This is a genomic window from Parabacteroides sp. AM58-2XD, from assembly GCF_003463685.1.
GTDB classification, from domain to species: domain Bacteria; phylum Bacteroidota; class Bacteroidia; order Bacteroidales; family Tannerellaceae; genus Parabacteroides; species Parabacteroides segnis.
This window is the reverse complement of record NZ_QSDP01000126.1, coordinates 1-17,780: the sequence shown is the minus strand read 5'-3', so window position 1 is coordinate 17,780 and position 17,780 is coordinate 1. Positions and strand designations below refer to the sequence as shown.

Below are 17,780 nucleotides of genomic sequence, written 5' to 3'. Positions count from 1 at the left end.
AATTAATATTACATTTGCAGGGTCGGTATTAAATTAGTTCTGTAAGAACTTAATACAAAAACACCTTATATCTTATTTTTTAAAGTAAGGAATGAATCATCGACACAATCACCGCTATCAACCGCATTAATAATCTTTTATATAAATAATCAATTATAACAAATACCACAACAAGCTCCATACACAGTAAATGCATCATAACAATATCTTTCACAAAGACGGATAGAATATTCTGAAAACTTATCCGTAACTTTATCCCCGGATCTATGATGAAAACTCTATTAAGAAGGAGAAGTAACAATTTATTTCTATAACCTTAGATAACATGACGAATAAAATTCTATTGAGTTCCGTGGCTCTTGCCTCTATGGCACAGTTCGCGGCAGCCGGTAATGCCGGCGACCAAACGCATCCCAACATTATTCTGATCCTATGCGACGATATGGGATTTTCCGATTTGGGATGTTACGGAGGAGAAGTTCAGACTCCCAACATTGATTTTCTGGCAACTAACGGAGTACGTTTCAGCCAGTTCAAGAACACCGGACGCAGTTGTCCCAGCCGTGCCGCCCTCATGACCGGGCGTTACCAGCATGAAGCGGGAATGGGATGGATGACGGCTGTCGACGAACACCGACCCGGATACCGGGGACAGATATCCGCCGACTTCCCAACTATTGCCGAAATATTAAAGGCCAACGGATATGCAACTTATATGAGTGGCAAATGGCATCTGACAGTGGAAGGCGCCTCGAAAAACCAAACGGCAGTTATCCTACCCAACGGGGGTTCGATAAATATTATGGTTGCCTGAGTGGAGGCGGAAGCTATTATACACCGACTCCTGTCTATTCGAACATGAAACGCATCACCCAATTCCCCGACGACTTTTATTACACAACGGCCATTACGGATTCAGCCGTCAGTTTTATCCGCAGCCATCCGGCCGATCTCCCAATGTTCATGTACCTGGCACATTATGCCCCGCACAGACCGTTGCAAGCCCCCAAAGAACGGGTGGAATCATGCCAGCAACGGTATAAAGTGGGATATGACATCTTGCGGCAACAACGTTTCGACCGCCAAAAAGAGATGGGATTGATAAATGCCGGAGATACGCTTCCCATCCATCAGAAAGAATTCGAAGGGAAGCGCCCGGCGTGGACCAGCCTCACTCCCGAACAACAGGAAGCATGGATAACCGATATGGCTACCTATGCCGCCATGATTGAAATAATGGACGACGGCATCGGGGAAGTTATTGCCGCTACCAAAGAAAAAGGAATCTACGATAATACTATTTTCCTGTTTATGAGCGATAACGGCGCCACCCGGGAAGGCGGATTTATAGCTCAGTTGCAGGCGGATTTGAGCAATACACCTTACAGGGATTATAAAGCATTGTGTTTCCAGGGAGGTACAAGTGCTCCCTTCATCGTTACCTATGGCGATCCGCAAAAGAATGTTCTCAAAGGCAAATTCAGCCGGGAGTTCAGCCATATTATTGATGTTATGCCTACTTGCCTGGAAATGGCTTCAGTCAAATATCCCAAACAATTCAACAACAAAAAGTTACATACCACTGAAGGGGAAAGCCTGTTGCCCGCCATCCAAAATAGAAAGCTGGCTTCACGGGATTTATTTTTCGAACACAACACTTCCTGTGCCATCATTTCAGACGGCTGGAAACTGGTACGTGATAATGCCAAACATCCCTGGGAGTTGATTGACCTGACGACTGATCCGTTTGAAGAAAACGACCAGGCAGCCTTGTTCCCGGAGAAAGTAAAAGTTTTAGAAAATAAATGGAACCGATGGGCCGAAGAAAAGCATGTCTTTCCATTTGAATACCGTCCCTGGGGAGAACGCGTCAAGTATTATAAATCGCTCTATCCGGATCAAAGCGGGAAAGAGTAAACGTTACAAAAGTCTCACTATGGCACACTGAAAATCTGTGCTCATCTGTCCGATCTGCGTCATCTGTGTGCTATAGTGAAACTTTTTACTATTTATCAAATCCCTTCTTCAATTCTTTTATGGCTGGCAAAGCAAACGAGATCACACCGATCACTCCCACCAGTCCCCCACCGATTATAAATGTATTCCCAATACCGATCGTATCCGCCAGAAATCCAGTACTCAATAATCCGATCATCGAAGGCAACAGACTAACACTCATATAAAACGAGAACACACGCCCCATCACCACCGGATTAATACGTGTCTGTACCACCGTCGTAAAGGAGGCCATATAAAGAGAACCGGATATACCGCCAACCGCCGTCAATACGACAAACAACGGGTAACCTGAAACCGGCAGGATACCGGACAGTCCGAACGTAACTCCCAACAGGATATACATCCAGTTATCAATGAAATCTCATTCAGCTTAAACTTCTTCATCCCCAGAAAAGCACCGCCTAGCAAGGCTCCTATTCCCCAGGCTGCTTCAACCAGACTGATCTGAAAAGCATTTCCTGAATAATGATCCAACGTCATCAACGGAAACAAAACACTGACCGGCATAATAAAGAATGTAGCAATGATAGAAAGGATAAACAACCACGACAATCCGTTTTGTGCACGGACCTCTGTCAAGGCTTCCTTCGCTTCTTTCAAGAGATGTACTTTCTGCGTTTTTTCCGTATTATCCGGATCAGGAATTTTCACAAACAAGAGTGAAGTACATGCCAGAGCCGCACCAATCACATCCAGCAGCAGGATATTCGTCATCTTCATAAAAGAGATGAAAAGCGCAGCCAGTGCCGGCCCGGCAATATTACAGGCAGACTGGATAATTTGGTTGATGCCGGCAATACGAATCAGTTCCGACTTCGGAGCCAGCAAAGGGACCGACGCCTGCATGGCCGGCATGTGAAAAGCCGAACCTACCGAACGCAAAGCCAATAAAATATAAATATGTTCGATCTTCGCTATATCCAGATAGAACAGGACAGCCAGGATCAATGTACAGAAAGCGATAAAGCTATCTGCCAGTATCATCACCCGCTTCCTTTTCCAACGGTCTACAAAGATACCGGTAAACAGTCCCAATACCGATTGCGGAAGCATGGCTGCTATGGCAGCAAAAGCCAGTACTTCTGCCGATTTCGTTTCAAAACTAAGCCATAGGATGATTGCAAAATTAACGATTGAACTGGTCAGGATAGAGAAGAACTGACCGGTCCATATAATGGCGAAAACTTTTTTCCAGTTATTCATAACTTCTTTTATAATATAACAATAATAGATACGGGATTCCCCCACGGTTCCGGGAAATCGACAATATAAACTCAGAAGACAAAAAGGATCTTATCCGTTTATCACACCAAATAAATGATGCCTGATTTAGAAGTTATTGAACACATAAAGATTATTTTATTTTCTGCAAGTATACGAATAAAATATGAATTACCAAACGATGATTAATAACAATGCTGTTTTTTTCGCTATACCTCCCAGCATTTCCACCAGCGGTTGGCGCAGATATATACGATATACTGGCGTACCTGATAATTAGGAAATTTCCGGCGGGTATCATCGGCATACGAAAGTTTTCGGTACAACAAAACGAAGGCTGCGGGATTCACATCCGACAGCCTTCTACACTAACCCTTAACTTTAACCAATGAAAAACAATAATCTACTTATTTAGTTTTTTAGCGAAGCGATTGCGGCTTCGTAATTCGGTTCGTTGGTAATTTCAGGAACCAGTTCCTCATATACCACCTTGCCTGCTTCGTCGACTACTATCACGCCACGGGCCAGTAACCCTTTCAGCGGACCGTCAACCATCAGCATCCCGTACTTATCTTCAAAGCACGAACAGCGGAATGCAGAAAGTGTAATCACTTTATCAATACCTTCCGTAGTACAGAAACGTCCGTGCGCAAAAGGCAAATCTTTCGATACAGCCAGCACCACAGTATTTGGCAAAGAAGCAGCTTCTTTGTTGAAACGTCTCACCGAAGCAGCACATACGGCTGTATCCAAACTCGGAAAAACATTGATTACAACGTTCTTTCCTTTCAGTTCTTTCAGTGATAATTCAGATAAGTCACTTTTTACTCCTTTGAAATCGGGAGCCTCTGCTCCGACTGCCGGTAATGTTCCGTTTGTATTTACTTCCAGATTACCTTTAAATGTTATCTTTGCCATCTTTGTAGTATTTTATGTTTTGTTACTAAAAAGCGACGTACAAATATAGGCCGCTTTGTATGACTAAAACAAACGTTAATGAAGAATGTTTTTCCTTTTAACTCTTTTTAATCACTTGCCCTAAGAACTGTTTTTCTATCTTTGCCGCAAAATAGAACGACATGAACTGGTTAATTATTTGCGGACTTCTTATTATCATTGTTTTACAAATCTTATTCCGCCCGAAAGAGGATAAATCCGATACACAGAACGAACTGAAACGCTTGCTCGATGAAATGCAACGTTCCTTCGAACGCATTGAAAAGAACTTCCGGGAAGACTTCCGGCTGAACCGCGAAGAGGGCCGTATCGTTGCCCGCGACAACCGGGAAGAACTGACCCGCTCCATGAACGAATTCAGGGAGGCTTTCGACCGGGGCATCGCTTCTTTCAACAACCTCCAACGGGAAAAGTTCGCCAACCTCGACGAACAGCAACGCCTGCTGGTTGCCAACACCGAAAAGCGCCTGGATGAAATCCGCGTCACGGTAGACGAGAAATTACAGAAGACACTGAACGACCGCATCGGCCAGTCTTTCCGCCTCGTTACCGAACAACTGGAAAGCGTACAGAAAGGTTTAGGGGAAATGCAGACACTGGCGCAGGACGTTGGCGGCCTGAAACGGGTACTGAGCAATGTGAAGACACGAGGAAACATCGGAGAAATACAACTGAGCATGTTGTTGGAACAAATACTGGCACCGGAACAATACGAAGCGAACGTCCACACCCGCAAAGGTTCGGACGCGGTCGTGGAATTTGCCGTCAAGCTCCCGGGGCGCGACGATATCCGCGAATACGTTTACCTCCCCATCGACGCCAAATTTCCCAAAGATATTTATGAACAATTGCTGGACGCTTACGACAATGCCGACCCGCAGGCTATCGAAACGGCAGGCAAGCTGCTCGAAACAACCATCAAAAAGATGGCTAAAGACATTTCCGACAAATACCTGGCTCCCCCCGCGACGACCGATTTCGGTATTATGTTCCTTCCCTTCGAAGGCATTTATGCAGAAGTAGTGCGCCGCTCCGCCCTGCTGGATGAATTGCAACGGACCTATAAGGTTGTCGTAACCGGGCCTACCACCCTTGCCGCTATCCTGAACAGCCTGCAAATGGGTTTCCGCACACTGGCCATCCAGAAACATTCCGGCGAAGTATGGACCATACTCGGTGCGGTAAAGAAAGAGTTCGAAAAAGTAGGCGGCATGCTGGAAAAAGCGCAGAAGAACCTGCAAACGGCCAGCGGCCAGATAGAAGAAGTACTCGGAACCCGTACCCGCGCCATCCAACGCAAGCTGAAAGACGTAGACACCCTGAGCGGCCGCGAAGCCCGTGCAATCATACCGGAATTGGGACCATTGACGGAAGAAGAGGAAGAATCATAAAAAATACCTATCTTTGCCACCTCAACAGAATGGATATATGAAAAATGATGGCTTTACTTTCCGCAAGCGGCTACGGAGTTTCCGGTATGCGTTCAACGGGATACGTTTGTTGATCACGAAAGAACATAATGCCTGGATACATTGTTTTGCAGCTGTATGCGTGGTGATTGCCGGTGTTCTTCTAGGGTTGTCGCGCATGGAATGGGTAGCTGTCGTAATCGTGATCGGCGCCGTGCTGGCAGCCGAAGCCGTCAACTCAGCGCTGGAAGCTATTGCCGACTTTGTATCGCCCGAATATAGCGAAGCAATCAAACGGACCAAAGACCTGGCAGCCGGAGCCGTATTGTTAATGGCGATTGCCGCCGCAATAGTAGGCGGAATCATCTTTTTTCCCAAGCTGATTGCTTTATATTGAATCCGTACGTTTTAAACAAATCCGAACATTTTAAACAAAACAGAACAAACAACAGTTATTTCAAATATTCACTATTAATTTTAATTACACATAACAATGAAACTTCCCGAAGACCCGACGATGCTTTTCAGCGTAGTTAACATGAAACTGCGCGACAAATATGCATCCCTTGATGAATTATGCCGTAAGATGGACGTAGACAAAGACATGCTTGTCCATAAACTTGCCGTTGCCGGCTTTGAATACAGTGCTGAAAACAATAAGTCTGGTAACTTCCGTTTCTACTTTGCATCAACAAAGAAAATATGAAACGAACAACCTATCTTTTTACCTTTCTTCTGGCATTCATGGTCTGTTTCAACAGCCATGCACAAGAGGTCAAACTAAGCGGTAGCCGTAATGCCGTCCGTAAATCGGGCGACGTGCTGGCCTGCCTTACTCCTGCGGCGAGCTTGGCAACCGTGCTGATCCTTCAGGACTGGCAGGGATTGAAACAGGGAGCACTGGCCGGGGTCAGTACGGTCGGCATGACCTATGCGCTGAAGTACCTGGTAAAGAAAGAACGTCCCGACGGCAGCGACAACCATTCGTTTCCTTCCATGCATACCTCCGTATCGTTTACGGGCGCTGCTTTTATCCAGCGCCGTTACGGTTGGAAATGGGGTATCCCGGCGTATGCCGTAGCGACCTATGTAGGATGGAGCCGTACGTATGCCAAGAAGCACGACTGGTGGGATGTGGCCGCCGGAGCCGCCATGGGTATCGGCAGTGCTATATCTTCACCCGTCCGTTTGCCCAAAAGCACAACCTGACCCTCAGTCCGCTGGCCGGTGACAAACATTTCGGTATTTATGCTTCCATGACCTTCTAAGCATAACAGACATAACGGAAAAGAAAAAGCAGCCCAGACGTGTACTCGCTACAGATCCGGGCTTAATTACAAGTCTATATGTGACTAACTCAATATTCCATGAGGTTTAATCATTCGTAATGTAAAGCATCTGCCGGTTGCAGCTGTGCCGCCTCGTTCGCCGGATACCAGATACCGGCAATAATCATCCCTGCGACCAGCAGGAAAGTAACCAGCATCCCTCCCGTAAAACGCAGGAAGCTGTTATCCATCAGGTTCGAATCAATCAGATTGACAAAAGCAATATTCAGACAGATGACAACGGCCGGAATAAACGCAAGCGTCAGCAACACAAGCCCCTCGCCCAACACCGTCATCCTCAACTGCCCCCGGGTAGCCCCTAATGCCATCCGAAGTCCCATTTCCCCCTGCCGCTGACGGGTACGGAACCAGAAAGTACCGACAATCCCCAAAAAGATATTCACCAGCAGGAAAAGCAGGATAGACAAACGCGTTTTCATCTCCCCTTTTCCATCCCGCAAGGCATCTTCCCTTATATTGGAAAGCGGGATAATATTCTGAGGTAGAGGTTACCGATCTCTACCTGGTCACTCTTCTCCTGCATGAATACATCGGCAAAGTTCCTGTCAGCTTCCGGTTTAACCCGCACGGAGACTTCCATCCAGGGTAACATCTCTGCCGAGACGGTCTTTACCTCCGCCTCACTCTGATTAATATAGATTCTTGCTCCCACCTTGCTAAATTCCGACCGGCGGACCTCCTGGCTAATTCCGCCAATGGTCATCGTTCCTGAATTATTATTTGTATAAACAGTCTGTTTTACTGCGTCCTTTACACTTTTCTCCGGAAAAAGCCTCTCCGCCGCATCCCGGGTTATAATAACCTTCATACCGCCTATCCCATCTTTCAGTTCTTCAGGATTTCCGGAAATAGCGGAACCGATACGATACACATCAAAATACTCCGGAGTAACAAACTGGATACGGCAGGAAACAGCATCCGAAAGCGTATCCCGGCGAAGAGGCTGGTAATTATCCATGCTATTATAAGGAACGCCAAACCTGGATAAAGCCACTTCTTCAACGCCCGGCATCCTGCGTATGCGCTCCATCGCCTCCCACAAATCTTCACCGGCTTTGGCGGGATGTTCTCCAGGTGTCAGATACCCTTCGGCCCCCTCTTCCCGGGCGTTAAACTCAAACTTATAGGTATGATCGAGGTCGAAACCGACCGGCGCACTGAACGTACATAATACAACCAGCAAATAATCCACAATATACCACAGGCAAACCGTCACAAGCAACAATTCCCCTAACAACCAGCTATTACTTTTCCGCTGGTTCCATATTAATTTAATGATATGTTTGATCATCTTCGTACTATTTTAACGGTTTAGTTTTCATTCAAAGCCTCTATCACCTCTTTGCGCGACATCCGGTAGGCAGGTATTCCGGCAGACAGCAGGTTCAGTATCAGGCAAAACAGAAAAGCATAGAGGAATATCACCGGATTAAGCAACTCAGAAACAGACAACATCGGTGTACCGCCGAATACGGAAGAGATGGAACCGAAGCTATTACTCAGCAACCAGGTTCTCAACAGGAAGATGCCAATGTAAGAGAAGAGCAGTCCGACCACCCCTCCCAGCAGGGTCAGAAACAGATTCTCCGACAGTATCTGCACCAGCAACCTGCCTTTGGTCGCTCCGAACGCCTTGCGTATACCTATCTCCGGCAGGCGGCTGCGCATCCGCGACAAGGTCATGCCGGAAAGATTGATTGCCGGCACCAACAACAGAATTACGATAATCAGCAAATACTGCACGATCGTCCTTGTCTTGTCAGGTCCGATAGCCCTCACTCCTTTAATCTCCAATTCTAGTTGCGTATCCGGCTGATCGTATAATACGAGCTTATAATCCTTCAACGAACTGTTATATTGTGCTTGCAGGTTGCTTATTTCTTTCCTGATTGTATCGAAATCGGATGCCGAACGGGCCAGGATAATCACCTGGAACCATCCCGTTATATTCTCCGCCCAGGATCATCGCTCAAATCGGCAGCCGAAGCCGTATAAGGAATCCACGCCTCCGCATATGCCGCTTTGGCAATCGTCGAAATATCCTTTACCACCCCGCCGACCGTGTAAGGCTTATAAGCGATCATAATCGTTTTGCCGGCAGCATCGGCCGTGCCATATAACCGTCGGGCGGTCGACTCGCTGATGACTACCTTCTTTATACCCGAAGCCACTTCCTCTTTCGTATAAGGACTGCCGGATATGAATTCGAAGTTGAAGACTTTCCAGAATACATCGTCGGTAAACATCATCAGGCAATCTTTCTTCTCCTTCCCGCCCGGCAAAGATGCCAGCAGGCTACGGCAGGGAGAGATAAACGACACTGCCTCGGGTGTCTTCAACGGCAGGAAACACTCTTTGATCGTACGCAGGGAAAGATAACCGTTCCCGTACTGCTCCCCTTTATAGGTCCGTCCGCCCCACCGCACATACATCGTCCGGTCGCGGTTGTCCTCGGGAGAATAGTTTTTGACACGTACCTGATACGTGATCACCATCACCATGATCAGGCAGATAGCCAATGCCGTACCCAGGATAGAGATCAAGGCCAGGAGTTTGTTCTCCTTCAGCATGGCAAGTGCTTGTTTTAAATAGATTTTATACATAATGTCAGTATTTGTTTATTCATAATGCAAGGCTTCCGCCGGTTCAAGACGGGCCGCCTTACGGGACGGATACCAGATAGCCAGTGTGATGATTACGGCCAGTAACAGCCACGTCAGCAGGCTGACAAGCAACAGGCGGCCGACAGTCACCTCCATCACCTCCGTACTCAGCAGGCCGGCAAAGGCCACGTTCACACAAATCAGCAAGGCGGGTACGGCGGTTATGGTTAGTATCATCAATCCTTCGCCGATAAGCAACTGTTGCAAGCGGCGGCGACTGGAACCGACGGCCATGCGAAGCCCCAACTCGTTACGGCGGCGGTTCACACGGAACCAGAACGTTCCGATCACAGCCAGGAAGACATTGATCAGCAGAAATATATTGATCGCAATGTCCAGCTTTCCCCCGTTCGTATTCATCGAAGTCTCCAGATAATGGGTGCGTACATCGGGGTAATATTGTACGTTGGCCAACCAGAAATTGCCTGCCGCCAGCCGGTGTTTCATCTCTTTCTTAAAACGAACGGCATATTCGGAAGCACTCTCCGACGCCGCATTCGGACGGAGACGGAAACAGATTTGCATCTTCCCCAACTCCTGTTCACTCATCCGCAGGATACTCCGCTCTTTCATCTCTTTAAAGACAATCGAGGCGGCTGGCTAAACTCTTCCCGTTTAATGGCTTCCGTCACCCCCTTCACACGGTAACGCAGGGTGTCATCCTGAATAATAAGCAACTCCCGGCCGTCCACCTGGGTCGAACTGAAACATTTCATTGCCATCGGCTCACTGAGCAGGATACCTTCCTGAATAGCGGAAGCCAGTTCGTCCGGCGAACCGCCACCGGCCGTATGTATATCGAATACACGGAAATAACCGGGCGTAACGTAGAAGTCGAGAGCAGTACGGAAAAGAGAGTCTTTCTCCTGAAAATAAGTATCCGAGTTGGACATATAGGTATAAGGCATCGAAGCCTCGTTCGCCAAGCCTACCATCTGCACATCGGGATGCGTCTCCAACTGGCGGATGATACGCATGAAATCTTCTCCCGCCCCCTGGCTTCCCTGTTCGTAGGCAATATAGGAAGCACTGGTGGAAGGGCGCACGGCCAGCGTCACCTTATATACATTCTCAAACGAGTATCCCATCGGTTGCGTCTGTGTGATCCGGCTCATCGTCATCCGGTCGACGGCGTACCAGAGCAGTACGAAGACAACAAGTAGTTCTATAAACACCCAGGCATTGCTGCGGCGTTGCGTCTTGATCAGTTTCAGTATATGTAACAGCATATCTATCTCTTTAATTGTGGTTTAATGACTCAGTTATATTCACACGGATCGCACGCCAGGCAGGGATCATCGACGACATCAGGTTCAGCAGGAAGCAGACCAGAAACGCATAGCCGAACACCGCCGGACTCAGCAGCATCCCGAGGTCAGTTCCGTCTGCACACTGCCTTGTACCATCGCAATGATACCCGGTGCAAGCAGCAACTGCTGGAAGAGCGCCACCATCCCATACGAGACCAGCAACCCGACCAATCCGCCCGGCAACATCAGCAACAGGTTTTCTATCAGTATCTGTGTCAACAGCCGGTTCTTACGCGCCCCGAAAGCCTTCCGCACCCCCAGCTCGGAGATGCGGTCCTGCATCCGCGAAGCGTTCAGGCCGGACAGGTTCAGTGCCGGAATCAGCAGGAAAAGAAGGATCAGAAACAGAAGCATCAGGTAAACCGCCGTCACGGAACCGCCCATCACGAACTGACGGATCACATGTGTCAGATGCGTCTCCACGCCGTTCATCATACTGATCTTGCCGTCGGCCAGGGTCGTATTATAGCGGTCGATCAACTCTTCCAGTTCCCGGCTCACCTTGTCGATCCCCATTCCGTCGGCAGGCAGAATACAGACCGTCAGCAGACCCACCGACACATCGCGTTCGTCGGTAGCCTCCATAACCAGCGGCATGGAAGTATAAGGCACCCACATATCGGCATAAACGGACGGTGTCACGGCAGAGACATCTTTCACCACGCCGCTGACGGAATATTCCGTATCATCCAGCAGGATGCTTTTCCCCGTCACGCCGGTCGTTGTCGAAAAGATACGGCGTGCCAGCGATTCGGAAACGACCACGCGGGGGAAACCCGACTGGAACTCCTCCTCGCTGAACGGTTTCCCTTCGACAAAGGAAAAAGAGAAGAGGCGCCAGAAGCTATTGTTCGTCCCCATCATCTGCACTTTCTGCGGGTCGTCTCCCCCGGGAATCTGCACATAGGTATCGCCATAAAGCAGGCTGGTAATGGCAGTATTGGTCATAATCGCCACCTCCTTCGCCGACTTCAGCGGCATCAGGCATTCTTTGGCGGAACGGATGCCCCAAAGAAATTGCTGTTCCCTTTCCCCCGTTCATATTTCACCTGGTCGATATAAAGGTATTTGCTGCGGTGCACTTCAGGCATGATGTCGGCGGTACGGATATGATACACGATCGCTATCACCATCACCATCGAAATGGCAAGTCCCGTCCCGATGATATACACCCCGCTGTAGAAGCGGTTTTGCCTCATCAGGTTCCAGGCTTGTTTGAAGTATTGTTTGTACATAATACGGTTTTATTTGTTATGCCGGACTAAAAGCAAATGCCGTGCCACAAATATAACCCGTTGATAATAAGCAAAAGTATAAAACAGATAGTGTTCGATACTGAACAGTCATCACAGTATCGAACACTACCGCCTACATCTCGCAAACAACCAGTTCCCACCCTTTAAAGACCAGGGTAATGAGACCCAGGCGAGTATCCCCTTTGGTCTGAGCCACCAGCGGATCAGCGGCATAACGTTGCAGTTGCCCGGTTGCTTCCCGGCGCAAAGTCTCGATATCGGCATCCGTCGCATCACGACGGGCATATTTTACTTCAACGATATAGCTGTAAGCAATGTCAGGCTGATGGAGCAAATCGGGCATCATATAGAAATCGGCATAACCTTTACCTGCCTCGTACTCCGGCTGAATGATATAACCACCCACCATTCCGAGATAAGCCAACAGAAAACCTTTCACATGCGCCTCGCCTTCGATAAACTCACGTACCCGGCTCTGCCGTTCGAGTTCGGAGGCGAAATAGCGGAAGACAGGTTCCCACTCACCTTGGTAAGCCATCTTCCAGACCAGATCTTCCAGTTCATGATAATCGAGGTTAAAGATATGAGCTTCGCGGTAGGCTTCAATCAGATAAGTATAAAGTTGCTCACGAACAGTCAGGTTAGGGATTCCCAAGATAGTGCGCCCCATGGATACTTCCTGAATGGAGAGTAGACCGAAATAGTAGAGCAGACTCTTGAAATTCTCCGGTAGCACAATTGCCTCGGCAGGAAAAGACGAATTTATCTCAGCCCTAATACTTCCGTTGGCTACCACATCTTGAATAATTGATGCATTCACTCCAAAAGTCTTATCAATACGGATCAGGTGGCGCAACTTATTATAGTCGGTACGGATATTGTTGTCAATCATCTGGTCGGGAGCTTCTTGATGAGGCAGATAATTATTCAGGAAGTAAAGCACCATATCCGAATTGTACATCGGCTCATTGAGCGACCGCTTAGAGAAACAATAGTTATCATACCACGGCTTCATCACCTTGATAATATCCTCCACACCATCGGAAAGCATCCCCTGAGCATCGTAATAGTTCAGCATCGTCTTCAGATCCTCTTCACTGAATCCCACCAGACCATTGAAACGCGAGTCAGCACTCATATTAGCACCAATATTGAAACCGCTCGTCACATCATCCATCGTCACAGGCGAAACGCCGGTAATAAACATACGTTTGATCGCCCTGTCACCCGTCGCTGCCGCCTTGATCTTGTTGAAGAAGTAACGGAAGAAGCCTTCGCTGTGAGTCAGCGCATGATAACGGTCGTGCCCTTCGCGGGCCAGGATGGCGTTGGCAAAGTTGTCGTACTCATCAATGAAAAGATAGATCGGGAGATCGAGCTGGGTAGCCCTCGATACCAGATAAGAAAACTTGGCATCGGCCGAAGGTTGCCGCATCAATTCTTCACGGAAACCTGGTTCAAAGAAACGCCCGTAGCTGTCGGCAAACTCCATAAACCGGAAACCACAGTGCTGCTCGAACGACTCGAATACCTTATCCGGCATCGGGTTTACATCCGAGAAGTTGAAACTCAGGATCAGGTATTTTCCCTGTTCGGCCGTCGGGTTATCCACAATGCGACATCCGGCAAACACCTCCTCAAAGCGGTCTTTCCGGTTGATATCGTAATACCAGGTAAGTACATCTATTAGTAACGACTTCCCAAAGCGGCGGGGACGGATCAGGAAAAAATAAGGTGCCGCCCGCTCTATCAGAGGAATATACTGTGTTTTATCCACATAGTAATAATTATCCTTCTGAATGCGGGCGAAGTCTGTCAACCCGTACGTATATTCTTTGCTTCCATATCTGACTGTATTTATTGATCGACAGGAACAAATGTACGGATTTATTGTAATAGAAGACAGAAAAAGTTTAAGTAATACCAAACATTCCCTATCCCCTATTCATAATGCAGCGCCTCAGCCGGCTCGATCTTTGCCGAGCGGCGTGCCGGATACCAGGTACCCAGGCAGACGACAACAGCCAGCAGGGTAAACGTTATCACCGTATTCAGCAAGATGCGCAAAGGCGTTACATCCATATATTCTTCCGGCAGTAAATCCACCTGTACCAGATTCAGGCAAACAAGCAAAGACGGGATAAAAGCGATGACCAGCAACACCAACCCCTCGCCTATCATCTGCCACAACACCATACGCCGGGAAGAACCGACCGCCATGCGCAATCCGATCTCCGACCGCCGCTTGTTGATGCGCAGCCAGAAAGTCCCGATTATTCCCAGGAAGATATTGGTCAGGAAGAAGATCGAAAAGCCGATCCGGAAACGCAGCGGACTATATACCCACTCCAACTGCTCCTCGCGAAAATCGCTGAGAGGCGTGATCTCCGACAAATAGAAGTTACCCACCTGCAACTGCGGACGCATCTCGCGGGCAAAACGTTCGGCAAAGTCGGCCGTAGCCGCCGTCTCTTTCACCCGGAAACAGATATCGGTAGAACTCCATAAATCGTTCTCCCCCAAAAGTACCCTGTCCGATTCGTCCAAAGGCATAAAGAGAAAACATGCCGGACGGCTAAACTCCATCCGCTTCATCAGCGTGGTAACTCCTGCCACACGCATATTCAGGCTGTCGTCGCGATCGAAGATAAAACCTCCGATAGCGGAAGAGCCGGGAAAGAGCCGTTCTTCGACGGCCGGAGTAATTATATAATCACTCCCCATCGCCTGTGCCAGTGTCTCCGGGCTGCCACCGTCGGCAGAAGACACGCGGAAGACACGGAAGTAATCCGGCGTAACGGTCAGTATCTCGGTATTCACCCTCAATGTATCCCTCCAGTAGCTATTGTTCGAATTGCTACGGCAATAAGGATAATGCCATTCGCCCACGCTCACCCCTTCGATATCGGGATGCCGGCGCAGGCGTTCTTCGATGCGTTTCAGGTTCTGGTAAGGCTCCGGGCTACCTTCCTCGTAGGTGACATACCCGTTTTCGTTCGCCTGCTTCAGCGCAAGGTTCAGTTTATAGGTATTCTCGATATTGAAGCCTGTCGGGGTACTGGCGGTGATGGCCAGGACGCTCAGGTAATCGACAATGTACCACATCAGTGTGGATACGACAAACAACTCCAGCACGATCCAGACGTTGAAACGGCGCTGTGTCCATATTAGTTTAAACAGATGTCTTATCATAATGTATCCTTATTTATCGTTGATTGAATCTACTATCGGACGGCGTGTCGCCTTCCATACCGGCAGCAGCGACGAGAGCAGGTTGAGCACGACACACAACCCGAAAGCCGAAAGGAATAACGGCAGGTTAAACAGCATGTCGAACGTCAGCTGTACATTCCCCTCATTCATAAACCCAAAACTGCTCAACAGGTAATTGCGCAATACGACTACCAGCAGCCACGACACCAGCAAACCGACCACTCCCCCGATACAGGTCAACAGCAGGTTCTCGGTCAGCACCTGCGTCACCAAGGAATGCGAACGGGCCCCGAAGGCTTTCCGCAACCCCATCTCTTCGGTACGTTCCTGCATCCTCGACGAGATAAGCCCCGTCAGATTGATAGCCGGGACGAGCAGGAAAACCAACGCGATCAGCAGGTAGCGACGGATAATATCGGCATAAGACATTCTATAGTCGAGACTGCCTATCTGTGTCTGCTGCGGCGTGGAAAGACTGAAGGCATCCACATACCGTTCCTGCAAAGTCGTATTATATTGAAGCCGGCGGCGATTCACCTCATCCCTGATCGCCTCAAAGCCGGCCGTGCTCTTTGCCAGCATATAAGCACAGACAGGTCCTGCCGATCGTTCGGCTCCCCCCGCCTCCACCAAAGCAGGCACAGAGGAAACAGGCACCCAGGCATCGGCACAGGTCATCGTCATGACGGACGAAACATCTTCCACCACCCCGGCCACCCGGTACTCCACCTGATTAATCATAACCCCTTTGCCAATCACATCAGCCGAACCGAACAGTTTGCGGGCATACGATTCGCTCAACACGATCCGTTTCATGCCGCTCTCATATTCTTCATCGGTATAAGGTTTGCCATGCAGCAGCCGGAAACTGAAGATACGCCAGAAGGCAGCGTCGGTAGCCATCAACCGGGTTTTATAGCGGTCGGCGCTTCCCGGCAGCTGCGAATAGACAGTCCCCATAAGTTGGCTTGTGCTACCCGGGTCGATCCGTAAACAGACCTCCTCCACTTCGGACAGCCCGTCCAGAATCTGCCGTGCCGCATGGTACGAAAGCATCCAGTTGTAGGTCCCCCCTTTTTCCTCATCCTTCGACTTCACGGAGGCATAGTTCAACTGCAACAGCCTGCTCCGGCAGTCTTCGGGAGCGATATCCGCGGTACGGATATAATACACGATCGCCATGACCATGACCATCGAGATGGCAAGCCCCGTCCCCAGAATATAGACGAAGCTGAAGAAGCGGTTCTGCTTCATCAGTTGCCAGGCTTGTTTGAGATACTGTTTGTACATATATATTACCTTTCTTAATTTATGTGATTCTGTTTCATCAGATTCAAAGCCTGTATGAGATATTGTCTGAACATATTACTTATCTTTGTCGTTTAACATTAATCTATGTGTGTTATGGATAAAGAGCTACCTAAATCAAAAATGACCGTTAAACCCGGCAAACTATTCGTTAAACTGAGTAAAAGCCAACTTCCCGGCCAGGAACCGTTCTTTAGAGGGACACTTCCCAACCATCCGAGCCTGACACTCGACGATATCGCCGAACGGGCCGTCAGAAACCGCAGTTCGTATTCGCACGGAACGCTCATCGCCTCTTTCAACACCATGCTGGAAGAGATATACGGGGCGATTGAAGACGGCTTCAACGTCGACTTCGGCCTGGGGCGGACAGAACTGACCGTCGGCGGCCGCTTCAAGACCGAATTTGAAAAGTTCGACCGCGAACGGCATGCCATCCGTATCAACCTACGCCCTTCACCACGCCTCAACCAGCTGGCCGACTGGTTCCCCGCAGAGGTTATCCAGTTCTTCCCGAACGCCCCCCTTCCCAACGAAGTCAGCATCCACAACGACCGTTACCTCAACCAGGAAGGCCGGGAGTTTTGCGTCATCCCTGCTGGCTATACCCTTCCGCTCTTTATCCACGGCAAGCGGCTGAAAGTGATGGGCGACCATCCCGATGTCGGGATCGTCATCCGCCAGGAAGAAGGCGAAAAAAAGTATTTCATCGAACCTCGCATGGTCTTCATCAACGAATCTCCCAGCCTTGCCTTTCTGCCGCCCGAGCCGCTGACACCGGGCAGGTGGGTGGTGGAGGTGTGGAGCCAGTACAATGCCAGTTATCGCCTCTATAAGGTGCCTCGGATGGGGATGGTTACCCTTACCGTCTCCGCCACTACCGCATCGGGATGCGGTGACTAACTGCACCAGGGTGCGGCTATCATCCGCATCAGGGTGCAGCACTCAACAGCATCGGGGTGCGGTAGCATCCTACCTTAGGCTATCCGTTACCCTCGCTGAACGGGGAAGAGGGTAAGGGTATTTGCCCGGCTATAACACCACCCCCTGCCCCCTCTCGAGAGGGGAAAAAGTT

At 49.1% G+C, this 17,780-nt stretch carries 17 protein-coding genes and 3 pseudogenes; 6 read left to right on the top strand and 14 right to left on the bottom strand.

The features are described 5' to 3' along the window. Positions 1-325 precede the first annotated feature (325 nt). A pseudogene (locus tag DXA15_RS22025) lies at positions 326-1,917 on the top strand (arylsulfatase). 88 nt (positions 1,918-2,005) lie between these two features. Here the strand turns inward: DXA15_RS22025 and DXA15_RS22020 are convergent. The 3 genes and pseudogenes from DXA15_RS22020 to tpx form a co-directional block, all read right to left on the bottom strand. Beyond that, positions 2,006-3,222, bottom strand: a pseudogene (locus DXA15_RS22020) (MFS transporter). A gap of 227 nt (positions 3,223-3,449) precedes the next feature. Then, on the bottom strand, positions 3,450-3,590 hold the full coding sequence (locus DXA15_RS27235) for a hypothetical protein (protein ID WP_158579697.1): 141 nt from the start codon (positions 3,588-3,590) through the stop codon (positions 3,450-3,452). Between the two features lie 61 nt (positions 3,591-3,651). After that, positions 3,652-4,158, bottom strand: coding sequence for a thiol peroxidase (gene tpx / locus DXA15_RS22015; protein WP_007653626.1), 507 nt, complete (start codon positions 4,156-4,158; stop codon positions 3,652-3,654). Positions 4,159-4,319: 161 nt separating this feature from the next. On the opposite strand from tpx, the gene DXA15_RS22010 reads away from it, so the two are divergent. The 4 genes and pseudogenes from DXA15_RS22010 (at position 4,320) to DXA15_RS21995 (ending at position 6,874) form a co-directional block, all read left to right on the top strand. Continuing rightward, a complete protein-coding gene (locus DXA15_RS22010; protein WP_007653627.1) occupies positions 4,320-5,588 on the top strand; it encodes a DNA recombination protein RmuC in 1,269 nt (422 codons plus the stop codon). Positions 5,589-5,625: 37 nt separating this feature from the next. Then, a complete protein-coding gene (locus DXA15_RS22005) occupies positions 5,626-6,003 on the top strand; it encodes a diacylglycerol kinase family protein (protein ID WP_128135447.1) in 378 nt (125 codons plus the stop codon). 96 nt (positions 6,004-6,099) lie between these two features. Then, positions 6,100-6,312 carry a DUF4250 domain-containing protein gene (locus DXA15_RS22000; protein ID WP_128135446.1) on the top strand — a complete coding sequence of 71 codons (213 nt, stop codon included), beginning with the start codon at positions 6,100-6,102 and terminating at the stop codon, positions 6,310-6,312. Further along, a pseudogene (locus DXA15_RS21995) lies at positions 6,309-6,874 on the top strand (phosphatase PAP2 family protein). The gene DXA15_RS22000 and the pseudogene DXA15_RS21995 overlap by 4 nt, the downstream one beginning before the upstream one ends. Before the next feature lie 110 nt (positions 6,875-6,984). Here DXA15_RS21995 and DXA15_RS27230 read toward each other — a convergent pair. From DXA15_RS27230 to DXA15_RS21960, 11 genes are all read right to left on the bottom strand, one after another. Then, entirely contained in the window at positions 6,985-7,374 is a 390-nt protein-coding gene (locus DXA15_RS27230) for an FtsX-like permease family protein (protein ID WP_233567535.1), read from the bottom strand. Between the two features lie 32 nt (positions 7,375-7,406). After that, positions 7,407-8,246 (bottom strand): ABC transporter permease, encoded by an 840-nt coding sequence (locus DXA15_RS21990; RefSeq protein ID WP_233567534.1) that lies wholly within the window; start codon positions 8,244-8,246, stop codon positions 7,407-7,409. Between the two features lie 20 nt (positions 8,247-8,266). Continuing rightward, a complete protein-coding gene (locus tag DXA15_RS27225; protein ID WP_233567533.1) occupies positions 8,267-8,884 on the bottom strand; it encodes an FtsX-like permease family protein in 618 nt (205 codons plus the stop codon). A gap of 14 nt (positions 8,885-8,898) precedes the next feature. Further along, a complete protein-coding gene (locus DXA15_RS27220) occupies positions 8,899-9,558 on the bottom strand; it encodes an ABC transporter permease (RefSeq protein WP_233567532.1) in 660 nt (219 codons plus the stop codon). A gap of 15 nt (positions 9,559-9,573) precedes the next feature. After that, positions 9,574-10,191, bottom strand: coding sequence for an FtsX-like permease family protein (locus DXA15_RS27215; protein ID WP_233567531.1), 618 nt, complete (start codon positions 10,189-10,191; stop codon positions 9,574-9,576). After that, positions 10,188-10,847 (bottom strand): ABC transporter permease, encoded by a 660-nt coding sequence (locus DXA15_RS27210; RefSeq protein WP_233567530.1) that lies wholly within the window; start codon positions 10,845-10,847, stop codon positions 10,188-10,190. Before DXA15_RS27210 ends, DXA15_RS27215 begins: the two co-directional genes overlap by 4 nt. A gap of 129 nt (positions 10,848-10,976) precedes the next feature. Further along, a complete protein-coding gene (locus DXA15_RS21975; protein WP_233567529.1) occupies positions 10,977-11,909 on the bottom strand; it encodes an ABC transporter permease in 933 nt (310 codons plus the stop codon). Then, complete coding sequence (locus DXA15_RS27205; protein ID WP_233567528.1) at positions 11,909-12,163, bottom strand: hypothetical protein; 255 nt, start codon at positions 12,161-12,163, stop codon at positions 11,909-11,911. The genes DXA15_RS21975 and DXA15_RS27205 overlap by 1 nt, the downstream gene beginning before the upstream one ends. Positions 12,164-12,296: 133 nt before the next feature. Next, complete coding sequence (locus DXA15_RS21970) at positions 12,297-14,045, bottom strand: ATP-binding protein (protein ID WP_128135449.1); 1,749 nt, start codon at positions 14,043-14,045, stop codon at positions 12,297-12,299. Positions 14,046-14,125: 80 nt separating this feature from the next. Further along, on the bottom strand, positions 14,126-15,376 hold the full coding sequence (locus DXA15_RS21965) for an ABC transporter permease (RefSeq protein ID WP_128135445.1): 1,251 nt from the start codon (positions 15,374-15,376) through the stop codon (positions 14,126-14,128). 9 nt (positions 15,377-15,385) lie between these two features. Further along, positions 15,386-16,687: an ABC transporter permease gene (locus tag DXA15_RS21960; RefSeq protein WP_128135444.1), complete on the bottom strand. Its 1,302-nt coding sequence runs from the start codon at positions 16,685-16,687 to the stop codon at positions 15,386-15,388. A gap of 114 nt (positions 16,688-16,801) precedes the next feature. On the opposite strand from DXA15_RS21960, the gene DXA15_RS21955 reads away from it, so the two are divergent. After that, the gene (locus DXA15_RS21955; RefSeq protein ID WP_128135443.1) at positions 16,802-17,608 is read left to right on the top strand and encodes a DNA-binding domain-containing protein; all 807 of its coding nucleotides are present in this window, start codon (positions 16,802-16,804) and stop codon (positions 17,606-17,608) included. The last annotated feature ends 172 nt before the right edge of the window (positions 17,609-17,780 follow it).

Excerpts from the sequence above, each read along its gene's own strand:
- DXA15_RS21955 (WP_128135443.1), top strand. The coding sequence starts at position 16,802 with ATGGATAAAGAGCTACCTAAATCAAAAATGACCGTTAAACCCGGCAAA.
- DXA15_RS27230 (WP_233567535.1), bottom strand. The coding sequence starts at position 7,374 with ATGAAAACGCGTTTGTCTATCCTGCTTTTCCTGCTGGTGAATATCTTT.
- DXA15_RS21975 (WP_233567529.1), bottom strand. The coding sequence starts at position 11,909 with ATGCCGCTGAAGTCGGCGAAGGAGGTGGCGATTATGACCAATACTGCC.
- DXA15_RS22000 (WP_128135446.1), top strand. The coding sequence starts at position 6,100 with ATGAAACTTCCCGAAGACCCGACGATGCTTTTCAGCGTAGTTAACATG.
- DXA15_RS22005 (WP_128135447.1), top strand. The coding sequence starts at position 5,626 with ATGAAAAATGATGGCTTTACTTTCCGCAAGCGGCTACGGAGTTTCCGG.
- DXA15_RS27205 (WP_233567528.1), bottom strand. The coding sequence starts at position 12,163 with ATGTACAAACAATACTTCAAACAAGCCTGGAACCTGATGAGGCAAAAC.
- DXA15_RS27210 (WP_233567530.1), bottom strand. The coding sequence starts at position 10,847 with ATGCTGTTACATATACTGAAACTGATCAAGACGCAACGCCGCAGCAAT.
- DXA15_RS21965 (WP_128135445.1), bottom strand. The coding sequence starts at position 15,376 with ATGATAAGACATCTGTTTAAACTAATATGGACACAGCGCCGTTTCAAC.
- DXA15_RS27220 (WP_233567532.1), bottom strand. The coding sequence starts at position 9,558 with ATGTATAAAATCTATTTAAAACAAGCACTTGCCATGCTGAAGGAGAAC.
- DXA15_RS21960 (WP_128135444.1), bottom strand. The coding sequence starts at position 16,687 with ATGTACAAACAGTATCTCAAACAAGCCTGGCAACTGATGAAGCAGAAC.
- DXA15_RS21990 (WP_233567534.1), bottom strand. The coding sequence starts at position 8,246 with ATGATCAAACATATCATTAAATTAATATGGAACCAGCGGAAAAGTAAT.
- tpx (WP_007653626.1), bottom strand. The coding sequence starts at position 4,158 with ATGGCAAAGATAACATTTAAAGGTAATCTGGAAGTAAATACAAACGGA.
- DXA15_RS27215 (WP_233567531.1), bottom strand. The coding sequence starts at position 10,191 with ATGAAAGAGCGGAGTATCCTGCGGATGAGTGAACAGGAGTTGGGGAAG.
- DXA15_RS22010 (WP_007653627.1), top strand. The coding sequence starts at position 4,320 with ATGAACTGGTTAATTATTTGCGGACTTCTTATTATCATTGTTTTACAA.